Annotated in this window: 12 protein-coding genes and 1 pseudogene; 4 read left to right on the forward strand and 9 right to left on the reverse strand. The window is 38.1% G+C overall.

The genetic code is table 11. From position 1 onward, the window contains the following. Positions 1-58: 58 nt before the first annotated feature. Together H346_RS0108460 and H346_RS0108465 are read left to right on the forward strand one after the other, a co-directional pair. Positions 59-1,345 (forward strand): glycoside hydrolase family 125 protein, encoded by a 1,287-nt coding sequence (locus H346_RS0108460; RefSeq protein ID WP_027970702.1) that lies wholly within the window; start codon positions 59-61, stop codon positions 1,343-1,345. 14 nt (positions 1,346-1,359) lie between these two features. Then, positions 1,360-4,065: an alpha-mannosidase gene (locus H346_RS0108465; RefSeq protein ID WP_027970703.1), complete on the forward strand. Its 2,706-nt coding sequence runs from the start codon at positions 1,360-1,362 to the stop codon at positions 4,063-4,065. Between the two features lie 187 nt (positions 4,066-4,252). On the opposite strand, the pseudogene rlmD reads toward H346_RS0108465, so the two are convergent. Continuing rightward, a pseudogene (gene rlmD, locus H346_RS09980) lies at positions 4,253-5,227 on the reverse strand (23S rRNA (uracil(1939)-C(5))-methyltransferase RlmD); the annotation flags it as partial. A gap of 114 nt (positions 5,228-5,341) precedes the next feature. On the opposite strand from rlmD, the gene recX reads away from it, so the two are divergent. Both recX and ntdP read left to right on the forward strand, forming a co-directional pair. Beyond that, positions 5,342-6,118 carry a recombination regulator RecX gene (gene recX / locus H346_RS0108475; protein ID WP_027970704.1) on the forward strand — a complete coding sequence of 259 codons (777 nt, stop codon included), beginning with the start codon at positions 5,342-5,344 and terminating at the stop codon, positions 6,116-6,118. A gap of 80 nt (positions 6,119-6,198) precedes the next feature. Beyond that, on the forward strand, positions 6,199-6,732 hold the full coding sequence (gene ntdP / locus H346_RS0108480; protein ID WP_027970705.1) for a nucleoside tri-diphosphate phosphatase: 534 nt from the start codon (positions 6,199-6,201) through the stop codon (positions 6,730-6,732). A 156-nt stretch (positions 6,733-6,888) separates the two neighbouring features. Here ntdP and H346_RS10570 read toward each other — a convergent pair whose 3' ends face one another. From H346_RS10570 to H346_RS10695, 8 genes are all read right to left on the reverse strand, one after another. Continuing rightward, positions 6,889-7,038 (reverse strand): hypothetical protein, encoded by a 150-nt coding sequence (locus H346_RS10570; protein ID WP_156888888.1) that lies wholly within the window; start codon positions 7,036-7,038, stop codon positions 6,889-6,891. Positions 7,039-7,308: 270 nt separating this feature from the next. Continuing rightward, entirely contained in the window at positions 7,309-8,694 is a 1,386-nt protein-coding gene (locus H346_RS0108490; RefSeq protein WP_027970706.1) for an amino acid permease, read from the reverse strand. A 181-nt stretch (positions 8,695-8,875) separates the two neighbouring features. Then, positions 8,876-9,793 (reverse strand): thioredoxin-disulfide reductase, encoded by a 918-nt coding sequence (gene trxB / locus H346_RS0108495; RefSeq protein ID WP_027970707.1) that lies wholly within the window; start codon positions 9,791-9,793, stop codon positions 8,876-8,878. A gap of 63 nt (positions 9,794-9,856) precedes the next feature. Next, the gene (locus H346_RS0108500) at positions 9,857-10,081 is read right to left on the reverse strand and encodes a DUF4059 family protein (protein ID WP_027970708.1); all 225 of its coding nucleotides are present in this window, start codon (positions 10,079-10,081) and stop codon (positions 9,857-9,859) included. A gap of 103 nt (positions 10,082-10,184) precedes the next feature. Then, positions 10,185-10,928, reverse strand: a complete 744-nt coding sequence (locus H346_RS0108505; RefSeq protein WP_027970709.1) for an amino acid ABC transporter ATP-binding protein — start codon at positions 10,926-10,928, stop codon at positions 10,185-10,187. Continuing rightward, the gene (locus H346_RS0108510; protein ID WP_027970710.1) at positions 10,928-11,731 is read right to left on the reverse strand and encodes an amino acid ABC transporter permease; all 804 of its coding nucleotides are present in this window, start codon (positions 11,729-11,731) and stop codon (positions 10,928-10,930) included. The genes H346_RS0108505 and H346_RS0108510 overlap by 1 nt, the downstream gene beginning before the upstream one ends. A 147-nt stretch (positions 11,732-11,878) precedes the next feature. Continuing rightward, positions 11,879-12,703: a transporter substrate-binding domain-containing protein gene (locus H346_RS0108515; RefSeq protein ID WP_027970711.1), complete on the reverse strand. Its 825-nt coding sequence runs from the start codon at positions 12,701-12,703 to the stop codon at positions 11,879-11,881. A gap of 308 nt (positions 12,704-13,011) precedes the next feature. After that, a partial coding sequence (locus H346_RS10695; RefSeq protein ID WP_027970712.1) for an LPXTG cell wall anchor domain-containing protein occupies positions 13,012-13,593 on the reverse strand: 582 nt, incomplete at its 5' end.

Here is a 13,593-nt window from a genome sequence, read left to right on the forward strand (position 1 = left end):
TATGTTATCAAGTATAATAAAAACGATTATAATGATATATCATTTAGGAGGATTTTAGATGACAAGACCAATTCCTACCAGCGTCGTCCAATTTATGGATAAAATTGAGGAACTTTGTGGTGAGCAACACCGTAGTTGGGCTCTTAATTTTAAATCTAGTTTCGCTAATACCTTGGCAACTACGCTAAAAACTAGCGATGATGGAACGAGTTTTCTCTTAACAGGAGACATTCCTGCCATGTGGTTGCGTGATTCCACAGCCCAAATGAAACCCTATCTCTTCCTTGCCAAGGAAGATAACGAAATTAAAAATATCATTTCTGGGCTGGTCAAACGCCAATTTCGCTACATTTGCATTGATCCTTATGCCAACGCCTTTAATGAAGAGCCCAATGGAAAAGGTCATCAAACCGATCACACACAGATGAATCCTTGGATTTGGGAACGCAAATACGAGATTGATTCCCTTTGCTATCCTATTCAGTTAGCGTATTTGCTCCATCGTGAGACAGGAAACACGGAGCATTTTAATGAAGATTTTCATAAGGGAGTGCAATTAATTCTTGACTTATGGACTGTTGAACAAGACCACAGCAAATCTCCTTATCTATTTCAACGTGATACTTGGCGTAAGGAAGACACCCTAACACACAACGGAAAAGGAACTCCAGTTACTCCTACTGGAATGACTTGGTCTGGTTTTAGACCAAGTGACGATGCCTGTAAATATGGTTACCTCATCCCCTCAAACATGTTTGTTGTCGTTGTTTTATCTTATCTTGAAACCTTATACACTAACCTCTTTAAAAATAAAATAGTCGCTGCTAAAGCTAAAAAATTAAATACTGCTGTCCAAAAAGGCATTCAAGAATATGCTCTCGTACCAAATAACAACGGAGAAATCATTTACGCCTATGAAGTTGACGGTCTTGGACATTATTCTATTATGGACGATGCAAATATCCCTAGCCTTCTATCTGCACCCTACCTTGGTTTTTGTGCCAAAAATGACCCGATTTACCTAGCAACTCGTAAGACCATTTTAAGTAAGGAAAATCCGTATTATTATCAAGGTAACGCAGCATCCGGTATTGGATCCTCCCATACACCCAAAAATTATATTTGGCATATTGCCCTTGCTCTACAAGGTTTAACGGCTCTTAATCAGGAAACTAAAAAAGACATGCTTGATTTACTTGTCGCAACAGATGCCGGAACACACTTAATGCATGAAGGATTTAATGTCAATGATCCCAAACAGTACACTCGTGAATGGTTCTCTTGGGCTAACATGATGTTTTGTGAACTTCTCCTTGATTACTTGGGATTTACTCTTACCCCTTAGAAAGTGAGTCAATTATGGCAATAAAAAAAGTACATATTATTTCACATAGTCACTGGGACCGGGAATGGTATATGGCTTACGAACAGCATCATATGCGCTTGATTCAACTCGTAGATGATCTCTTAGACCTTTTTAAAACAGATCCTAATTTCCACAGTTTTCACCTTGATGGACAAACCATTATCCTAGAGGACTATCTTCAAGTAAGACCAGAGCGTGAAGCCGAAATTGAACAAGCCATCAAAGATGGCAAATTGCGAATTGGTCCTTTTTACATTTTACAAGATGACTTTTTAATTAGCAGTGAATCCAATGTCCGTAACATGTTGATTGGTAAAGAACAGTGTGACAGATGGAAAGCCCGTGTTCCGCTTGGTTATTTTCCAGATACCTTTGGCAATATGGGACAGACCCCTCAACTCATGACAAAAGCTGGTCTTAAAGCTGCTGCCTTTGGCCGTGGTATCAGACCAACTGGCTTCAACAACCAGGTGAATACTAGTGAAAAATACAGTTCACAATTCTCTGAGATAAACTGGCAGGGAGCAGACAATAGCCGTGTTCTAGGTCTCTTATTTGCTAACTGGTACAGTAATGGTAATGAAATTCCGATAACTGAAAAAGAAGCCCGTCTTTTTTGGGACAAAAAATTAGCAGATGCCGAACGCTTTGCTTCAACAAAACACCTTCTCATGATGAACGGTGTCGATCATCAGCCCGTTCAACTTGATATTACCAAAGCTATTGAACTGGCTAATGAACTCTATCCTGATTATGAATTCGTTCATTCTTGCTTTGAAGATTACTTGGCTGACTTAGCAAAAGATTTACCAGAAAACCTTTCAACAGTCCAAGGTGAAATGACCAGCCAAGAAACTGAAGGATGGTATACCCTTGCCAACACTGCTTCTTCTAGAATTTACCTAAAACAGGCTAACACCAAGGTATCACGTCAACTCGAAAATATTGCTGAGCCTTTGGCAACCATGGCTTTTGATATTACAGGAAGTTACCCTCATAATCAACTGGGCTATGCCTGGAAAATACTCCTGCAAAACCACCCTCATGATTCCATTTGTGGCTGTAGTGTTGATAGCGTTCACCGAGAAATGATGTCTCGCTTTGAAAAAGCTTATGAAGTCGGAGTTTATTTAGCCCAAAAAGCTGCTGGTCAAATCGCTGATGCTATCAATACCAGTAAGTTCCCAACAGATAGCCACCCTTTTGTCTTATTCAATACCAGCGGTCACGCTAAAACAACTGTTACCAAAATTAGCCTAACTTGGAAAAAATACCCGTTTGATCAACGCTTTCCTAAAGACGTTTATCAAGAAGCTAAAGACTATTTGGCAAAATTAAAACCACACTTCCAAGTTATTGATACTACCGGACAGGTCATTCCAGAAGCTGAAATCCTTGAAACAAGTATTGCTTTTGATTATGATTTACCAGAGCGAACCTTCCGACAACCTTATTTTGCGATTAAGGTTACATTACATCTACCAGTCACACTCCAAGCCATGTCTTGGAAAACCTTAGCTCTAAGATTAGGAGATAATGTCGTCTCATCAGAAATACCAGCACTTTTCAATACTAGCAATAAATGTCTCGAAAACGATTTTCTAAAAGTAGTTATTCAAACTGATGGTCGTTTAACCATTACTGACAAACAATCTGGACAAGAATATAAAGATCTCTTACAATTTGAAGATTGTGGCGATATTGGAAATGAATACATCTTCCGCCAACCCAATTTTGAACAGCCTTACTTTGCCCATCAAGGGAAAACAGACCTAACTGTTTTAACTAATACTGCTCAACTAGCAGAAATTGAAATAAGCCAAACCTTTGCCATTCCAATTTCTGCAAATGACCTCTTACAAGCTGAAATGGAAGCCGTCATTGACATTACGGAACGCCAAGCTGGACGCTCACAAAACAAGGCTGACCTAACTTTAAAAACCATTATTCGCATGGAGAAAAATAATCCACGCCTCCAATTCACAACAAGTTTTAACAACCAAATGACCAATCATCGCTTGCGCGTTCTCTTCCCAACCCATCTCAAAACAGATCATCATCTGGCTGACAGCATTTTTGAAACCGTTGAACGCCCAAATCATCCTAACCCTCAATTTTGGAAAAACCCAAGCAACCCTCAACACCAAGAATGCTTTGTCAGTCTCTTTGACGGGGAGAAAGGAGTGACCATTGGTAACTACGGTCTTAATGAATACGAAATCTTGCCAGATACCAACACCATTGCCATCACCCTCTTACGTTCTGTTGGTGAAATGGGAGACTGGGGCTACTTCCCAACACCAGAAGCACAATGTCTTGGTCATCACAAGCTTTCTTATAGTTTTGAAAGTATCACCAAAGATACCCAATTTGCCAGCTACTGGCGTTCTCAAGAGGGACAAGTTCCTGTTATTATCAAACAAACCGGTCATCATATGGGAACATTACCGACAGAAAATACCTACTTAACTGGTGCAACCGACCAGATCGCTCTAACTGCTTTCAAACGTCGCCTATCAGACAATTCTCTTATCACGCGCTGCTACAATCTCTCAAATACTAATGCTTGTGCGTTAAAACTAAATCTCCCCAATCACAAAGCCCATGTCACTAATCTATTAGAAGAAACTAATGAACAAATTCTATCCAATCAACTTGGCAAAGCCGAAATTCTAACCCTAGCTTGGGAAAAAGAATAAACCATTTTTGCTCTCAATTTTAAAACACGTAAAAAGGAATGAACCCACTTTAGGATTTATTCCTTTTTGATCATCTATTTGCAGGATTAGAGTGTCAGTACGATATTGCTTCTTAAAACCACTGTCATGACTACCCCAAAGCATTACTTCCTTTGATCCAATTACCGACAAAACCCTAGCCACTGAACTGCGCCCCAAAAGCAAAGCCAATGGAGCCAACCCCACAATAAGCATCAATAATATGATCTTTAGCGCTAACATCTAAAGCCTTAACAACCTGATCATACAAGACTTCTGTTTGCTGTGGATTAAGCTGATAAAAAGCTCTCGGTGATAAGGCAAAACCATAGCCCAAAACCTCTTCTTGAATAGCTTCTTGTCCCCACAGAATTTCCGTCTCTTCTCCATAAATCTCACTTGATTTAGACCGATTAATATTAAGAGCAATCGTTTTAATTTGTGGGAATACTTTGGTCAATTCTCCAATGAGTCCTGCTAGCCTAACTTCTTTACTGCTTACAAAAATAATCTGCACCTGTTTGCTAGCTTGCGCCTTGCGAACCATCACCGTCCGAATCCCTGCAATCTGACGTTCATTGTAAATAGGCAATTTATATTTAGCCACTAAATGCGTAATCTCATTGATAATCTCTTGAGTTAACTGATCTTGTACCAAACAATGATCAATAGAAACCAAGCGATGACTGCCTTGTGAAAACAAACCAGCCTTCACAGAACCGCCAAATGCTCGCAACTGAAACTGCAATTTAGCCCGATAATGTTCTGGCTCTTTCATTCCCAAAGTAGGGCGTATGTCAAACTGTTCATAACCACTTGGCTTAAATTTTCTAAGAGCCTGCTTAATTACGTCATCCTTAAATGCCAACTGTTTAGGATAAGACAAATGCATGATCTGACAACCCCCACAAGTTTCATAAACAGAACAAACCGGCTTGACACGATTCTTAGAAACTTTCTTTACAGCTAAGAGTTTTGCTTCAATAAAGTTTCGCTTAACCGCTGTCACTTGGCAAAAAATAGTTTCTCCCTTTAAAGCTCCTGGTACAAACACCAAAGTCTTTTGATAAAAACCAATTCCCTCACCATTGATTCCCATCCGTTTAATTGTTAAAGGAATTTTTTGTTTAACCTTTACTACCATCTCTTTCCCCTTACTTTCTATACATCCTAATTCCACCACCAAAAACATTCTCAAACAAGCACTTTTTAGCTGTATTTCTGACTCCTATTCTACCATTTTTGTTATAATGAAAATATGAAAATCACTAAAATTGAAAAGAAAAAACGCCTTTACCTTATCGAATTAGATCATAAAAACACCTTCTATGTGACTGAAGATACCATCGTTCACTTTATGCTTAATAAAAATACTATCCTTGAGTCTGATCAATTAGCCGCTATTAAACATTTTGCACAAATCTCATACGGAAAAAATTTAGCCCTTTATTTCATCTCTTTCCAACAGCGCAGCAAAAAGCAAGTCAGCGATTATCTCCATAAACAAGAGATTGATAGCAGCATAATCCCTGAAATAATTGCACACCTGGAAAAAGACAAGTGGATTGACGATCAAAACTATATGGAAAATTATATTCGTCAAAATAAGCTCAATAATGACAACGGTCCTCAAGTTTTGAAACAAAAATTAATACAAAAAGGAATCCCTGCTGCTGATATTGATATAGCCTTAGCCCAAACAGACTTTAGTGACCTTGCCCAAAAAGTGGCTCAAAAACTCTATCGCAAGTACCAAGCAAAATTGCCAATCAAAGCCTTAAAAGATAAAATAACTCAAGTTTTAATGCTCAAAGGGTTCTCTTATGAACTCATCAAAAATAGTCTCCAACAGTTCCGTTTTGAACAAGATTCCCAGCAAACTGAAGACTTACTCAACAAAGAATTAGACAAACAATATCGCAAATATAGCCGTAAATACGACGGCTACAACCTAAAACAAAAACTCTATCAAGCCCTTTACCGCAAAGGCTATGACAGTAATGCCATTAATAGTAAATTAAGAGATTATCTCTAAGCCTGATAAAATGAGTGATTTATTTGTCTATTTATGTTAAACTGTAAAGGATAAGTTTAATTGTAGAAAGTTGGTAGGGCATGAAATTACCTAAAGAAGGCGACTTTATTACAATTCAAAGTTATAAGCATGATGGTAGGTTGCACCGTACTTGGCGCGATACTATGGTACTAAAAACGACTGAAAATGCCCTTATTGGCGTTAATGATCACACTCTAGTCACAGAAAGTGATGGTAGACGATGGGTTACCCGTGAGCCTGCAATTGTTTACTTCCATAAAAAATACTGGTTCAACATCATTGCCATGATTCGAGATAATGGTATTTCTTATTATTGCAACCTTGCAAGTCCATACATTATGGACGCTGAAGCTCTCAAGTACATTGATTACGATTTAGATGTCAAAGTCTTTGCAGATGGGGAAAAAAGGTTACTTGATGTTGATGAATATGAGATTCATAAAAAAGAAATGCAGTATTCAACTGACATGGACTTTATTCTAAAAGAAAACGTCAAAATATTAGTTGACTGGATTAACCATGAAAAAGGACCATTTTCTAAGGCATATGTCAATATTTGGTACAACCGTTATCTTGAACTTAGGAATCGTTAATCGTTGTCTAGCACCCTTTTGGGGTGCTTTATTACTTAGATAAACGATGGTATTTCAAAAAATGTCATTAATTAAGAAAAAGACTGTAAAAAACAAGTCTCAAAATACTTTACAAATCTAAACTCACTAATTTGTAAAATTTTGCAGCTTCTTTCTTCATTTCATCATCAACTGTAAATATAATTGCAACCACAAACCAGCTAGAATCGCATGAGCCACATCGCCAATCGCTTCATATACCAACTTATGAATTGCTGTTTCTGACTTTCCCGCTGATGCAAAACATCTTTCAAATGAGGGAAACATTTGGATTTAAAAGAAGCAAGACACCCCCTCCTCATTCCCTAACAACTTCGGGGATGCTGCGCCAACAACTTAACCAAGATAATAGTGTTATTATAAAGAGAACTTCAAAAAAGCTGTAGAACATTTCTGTCCTGCTGCTCAAACCGAAAGCAAAATCCTTAGAAGTCATCGTCTAAGGATTTTTTTCTTGTTTTGCGCTTAATAAAACAGAACTGAAACAATCAGCTAAAATGCTAAAGTTTGTTAATCTTGTTTCAGTCCTCCAAAAAACTAAGAGCGTTTAAATTTTAGATTGCTGTAAATCCCAAACAGAGTAATCCAAACGGTTGCCCCAATCGCACCAATATAAGTTGATTTTTGTAAGAAAAGGGAAATAAAAACAAAGGCAAAAAAGGCAAGCGTTAGAGGTGTTGTTAACTTATATTTTGGCATCAAGTAGCCGTCTGCCATAAAATCATTTGACTGACGGTATTTCCAATGCGCCACCATTGTCAAGGCATAAATAGCAATGTAGACACCTGATGAAGAAGCTGTAATTAACGAAAAAGCATCAGCCACCCCTGGTAAAATATTAATCAAGGCAGAAATCCCAACAACTACTGCTGATGCAATAATAGCTCTACTTGGAACACCTTGTCGTGAGAGTGTGTTAATCTCCAATTTATTGGTCAAAGCATTTGGTGTTTCATTCGCAATCTGATACAAATGGCGTCCTGTCGAGTACAGGGTCGAATTTAAGGCTGAAGCTGCCGATGTGAGCACGACAAAATTAATTAACGCTGCCGCCCACTTAATTCCAACCAATTTGAAAACCATCACAAAGGGAGATTCATCCACTGGTAATTGATACCAGGGAACAATCACCATAATAGAAACCAAAGCTCCAACATAAAAAATTACAATACGCATAGGGATTTCTTGAATCGCTTTTGGTAACACTCGTCTTGGATTGGCTGTTTCAGAAGTTGTAATCCCAACAAACTCAATGGCTTGGTAGGCAAAGAAAACCATTTGGAAAGCCATAAAAAACTTCAATTTCCCATTTGGAAACATCGAAAAGCGGTCAAAGATATTTGATAGACTAGCATGCCCGGTAGGCGTTTCAAAACCAGTAAAAACCATGAAAATTGCTGTCGCAATTAAAGATAAAATGGCAATAATCTTAATCATGGCAAACCAAAATTCTGTTTCTCCAAAGACACGAACAGCGATTAAATTGATTGAACTTAGTAAAACCAAGAAAACCAATTGAATGAGCCAGGCTGGCCAACTCGGAAACCAAAATTGAACGTAGGAGCCAACTGCTGTGATTTCTGCCATCCCAATAAAAATAAGAGAAATCCAATAAGACAGCCCCGAAAAATAGCCCCACCCTGGACCAATATACTTGGTTATAAAATTGATAAAGGTGTGTTGGTCTGGGTCATAATACAGCATCTCACCAATAGCACGCATCATCATAAACATGAAGGCACCTGTAATCATATAAACCAAAATGATAGATGGTCCTGTTAGGGCAATGGAACGTCCTGCGCCTAAAAAGAGACCTGTTCCAATCGTTCCTGCAATCGCAATTAGTTGCACATGACGATTTTCTAAGCCTCTCACCATTCCATTTTCTAGTTCTTTACTGTCTGTTTGTTCTTTAATAGACATTATAAACTCCATTCACTAAAAATACTATTTATTATATCCTTTTTTCAGAAAATTTTCAACATTTACCTAAAAAGGTGGTCAGAAAAACTACCCGTCCTACCATTAGCAATCCTTATAGAAAGGCTAAGCAATCAGTCAGCTAAACAAAAAGAGAAGGGATTTTGCCCAACTCCTCATAACCTTATGATGGCATATTCTCAATATAATGATAGACCCCTTGCCCTGCAATGGCGCCATCTCCTACTGCTGTTGTGATTTGACGAAGGTCTTTTTGGCGAACATCACCAATGGCAAAAATCCCAGGAATACTCGTTCTCATCTGATCATCAGTCACAATCCAACCATCTTGGTCAGTGATTCCAAGATCAGCCACCATACGATTAACTGGTAACAGACCAACATAGATAAAGATACCGCCAAAAGCATGACTTGTTACCTGACCTGTTTTAACATTTTCAATTAAAACAGTTGATACTTTGATGTCATTACCTTGGATTTCTTTGACAACTGAGTCCCAAATAAAATCAATTTTGTCATTAGCAAAGGCACGATCCTGAAGAATTTTTTGAGCCCTTAATTGATCACGACGATGAACAACTGTCACTTTATTGGCAAATTGAGTGAGATAGATAGCTTCTTCAACAGCCGAATCCCCACCGCCGACAACCAGAAGGTCTTGATTTCTAAAGAAAGCCCCATCGCAAACGGCACAATAGGATACCCCCCGACTAGTATAGTCAGCTTCGCCAGGGACACCTAAAACACGATATTTGGCTCCTGTTGCGATGATAACAGTCTTACTATCATAACTCGCATCTTCTGTTAAAACACGTTTGTAAGTGCCAAAATCTTCTATATTTTGAACAATCCCATAAAGGTTTTCAACTTTGAATTTTTCCAATGGCTCGTACATTTTGAGAGATAATTCCGGTCCTGAAATGTGATCATATCCCGGATAATTTTCAATTTCAGAGGTATTATTCATTTGACCTCCCGGAGCACCTTGTTCGATTATTCCAACGCGTAAATTACTTCTTGCTGCATATAAAGCCGCTGTCATGCCAGCGGGTCCTGAACCAATAATTAATGTATCATACATAACGTTAACTCCTTTGAATCATTCTACCATCATTGTAGCAGTCCCAACACCTTATGACAATAATTATGATTTTAGCACAACCAAAATACTCATAAAGGCAAAAGATAGAATTGGAATGGTTAAGACAATAACCATCAACATTTCATAGAGAAATTCCTGTCTTTCAGCTAGAGTTTTATCTTTTTTTGTTTTTGCCCGCCATAAAGTCCAAACTAAACAAACCGATGCCATCGTAAGGGTTGATAGGATGATACCTTTAACATAAAGGCTAAAAATTTCTACTAACATATTTCCACCTAGTCATTTTTACTTTTCCATAGACTTACCACTTTATTAAGATAAGAAAAGTCTAGGGATGCCCAGACCTTTTTATTATAACAAAAGAATGGTATTAAAGGTACGTTTTTAAATAGCTTGCAAAAAATTCTTTCGTTCTTTCTTCTTTGGGGTGTTTGAAAACCTCTTCTGGTGTTCCTTGTTCCAAAATGTTTCCTTGATCTAAAAAAAGGACGTTATCTGCCACTTGATAAACAAAATTCATATCATGACTAACCAAGACCATGGTTTGTCCTGTTTTTGCCGCATCAGCTATTGATTTTTCTACTTCACCAACTAATTCTGGGTCAAGAGCTGATGTTGGTTCGTCTAGCAACAAAACATCTGGTTTCATAGCCAATGCTCTTGCTAGGGCAACCCTTTGTTTTTGCCCACCTGATAGGTGACGAGGGTAATGATTTTCACGATCTGCTAACCCAACTTTAGCTAATTCTGCACGCGCAAGCTTAGTGGCTTCTTGATCAGACATTTTTTTAACCACCTTGAGGCCTTCTTTGACATTATCAAGAGCGGTCCGACGCTCAAAGAGGTTAAATTGTTGAAAAACCATCGCAAGTTTTCGACGTAGGATTAAGACTTCTTCCTTGGTGATCTTTTCAAAATCAACGGTAAAGTCACCAATACTTATCAAACCTGTATCTGGTTTTTCCAAATAATTCATGCTTCGTAGGAACGTTGATTTTCCTGCACCGGAAGCACCAACTATTGCAATAACTTGCCCTTTTTTAATATCAAGAGCTAAGTCATCTAGAACTTTTTGCCCTGAGAAAGTCTTGCTCAAATGTCTAACTGTAATCATCAACGCAATTCTCCTAACTTTCCATTACTGATTTGTTGTGGCGCCTTAATGGTCATCTTATTTTCAATGAAACGCCCTACTTGTTCAATCAAGATGCTAATGAACCAATAAACAAGAGCCACTGAGATATAGCGCTCAAAATAACGGTAATCAGATCCACCTAGAATTTGTGCCTGAGCAAACATTTCCACAATTCCCGCATTAAAAGCTAGTGATGTTCCCTTGGTTAAACCAATTAAACCATTAATAAGGGTTGGGACTGCGACAACAGCCGCATTAGGAATAATCACACGACGGTAAACCTGCGCTGATGTCATTCCTAAACTTTTAGCTGCTTCAATTTCACCTAAATCAACGGATAAAATAGCGGCACGAATAGTCTCACTAGAGTAGGCTGCTTCATTGAAAGCAAAGGCTGTAATGGCAAAGATAGATGCCGGAATCGCATTAATATTCCAATCAAAACCATATTTTTGATTTAGAAATTTGAGAAAGAGAGGAATCCCATAATAAGTTAACATTAACTGAACTAAGATAGGGGTCCCTCTTAAAAAACTAACAAAAACAGCTTGAATCGGGTAAAGAAACTTCACTTTGTTAATTTTAACAATAGCAAAAATTAAGGCTAAAACTAACCCAAAAACAGACGCTACCAATGTCAAACCAAGTGTAGTTGGAAGGCGTTGAATAATGTTTGGAATGGCATCAAAAACAGCATGCCAACTAAAAAGTTTTCCTTGTGGAATCGTTGAAATGAGTTTATCGTACCAAATCCAACCACTGGTTAAAAACGCTGATGTCATGTACTTCCCCTTTATACTTGTCTGTCTCAATATTCTAACATTCTTACACCAACATGTAAAATAGTAAATCCGTCTCTAAAAAAATCTTGCTAAAATCGTCTCACTCAGCGGCAAATCAACTGTTTCTATTAAAGTGTTAAAACCCTCTTAATTGCGTTTTGAAACAAAATCTCCTCCAAAAAACATTTGACTGTATTTTTTTAGTTGACCTGATTTTTTCAACTTGCTTAAACCACGATTGACAAATTGTTGCAATTCTTTGCCTTTAGTATCATTAGCGAAAATGTAATATTCAAAACCATCTTTATCATTTTCAACTTTTTCTAAACGGCTTATTTTTAAGTTAAAGCCCTGCTCTTCAATAGCTGTCTTTAGGGAAATAGCGTCATAAAAAATAAAATCAAGTTGGTTTTGTTCAAGCATTTGCAATCTTTGCGTGAATGGTGTTGAACCAGAGACGTAAGTCAACTGAATCGGTTTTTTGTCCGGGTGAGTCTGATTCCATTTTTCCAAAATTTGCATGTAGTTAGCCCCTGCCATCCCTTGTGTTTTTTTACCGGAAAGATCCGCTAAATGTTGATAGGTTTTATCCTTTTTTGTTGCCAAAGCATAATAAGACTTAGAAATTGGATTTGAAAATAAGTATTTTTTAGCCCGATCATTACTGTAACCAAAATTATTAGCGGCAATATGATAGCGACTAGCATCAATTCCAGATAAGATAGAGGGAAAAGGAACTGTTTTTATTTTTAATTGATACTTTTTTGAACCTTTAAAAATACGTTTCAATACCTCAATATCATACCCTGTATGCTTATTATCTACTTGATAGGTAAAAGGCTTTGTACTAGCATCTGTTGCGACTACAATCACTTCTTTTGATGCAGCACTCACTGAAGAGGGAATCCCCCATTGAAATAATCCTAAACCAACGACAACAAGCTTAGCCAGCATTTGATATTTCATGTTCATTAATAAACTCCATTCCTCATTCTATTAAAAATTCTAACAAAATTTATTATCATTGCCTAATAGCATTTATCTATCAGATTGATAAAAATAATTATCAGTAACCATTTCCTATACTTAGACTGTAACCGTCTTACAGTGTCTCTAAGCAATTTTTATTCATGTCCCAGCAGATTTTACACCCCTTGTTTGACTATATCACTTTAGAGATGCCAAAATAAAGCATCTGATTGTTTTAAACACCCAAAAAGACAGACCTTGCTTGATCTGTCTTTCTAAAACTGTATTTTGGTTTTATTTTTGAAAAAAGATTAGTATTCTCTACGTTTAGCAGATAGAGTAAGTAGCCCCGCACTAGTCATCACTGCAACCGCTGCCGCTGTGAAGAATGGGTTAGTGGTTTCGCCAGTAGCTGGCAAGTGTTTTACTGATGTAGAATTAACAACTGGTTTCATCAGTTTTTGTTCCTGATGTGGGGTTTGAACCTGTGAAGTGCCAGCCCCTTTTTGGCTTTCAGAAGGGGTCACCTGTGGGGTTGGTTTCACTTCTGGAGTTTGAGGTTGACTTGGAACCTCAGGAGTCTTGGGCTGTTCCTCTGGTTGGCTTGGAACCTCAGGGTTCTTTGGCTGTTCTTCTGGTTGATTTGGAACCTCAGGTTTCTTTGGTTGTCCTTCTGGTTGATTTGGAGCCTCAGGTTTTTGGGGAACTTCTGGCACAGCTGGAGCACCAGTATCGCCCTTGTCGCCTTGGATACCTTGGTCCCCCTTGTCACCTTTCTCCCCGCGCTCACCTTGGGCACCATCTTTGCCGTCTTTACCATCTAGTCCATCTCGACCAGCTGCTCCGGCTTCGCCTTTTTCACCGCGTTCACCAGTTTCTCCTTTGTCTCCCTT

The sequence above is a fragment of the Streptococcus castoreus DSM 17536 genome (genome assembly GCF_000425025.1).
Taxonomy (GTDB): Bacteria; Bacillota; Bacilli; order Lactobacillales; family Streptococcaceae; genus Streptococcus; species Streptococcus castoreus.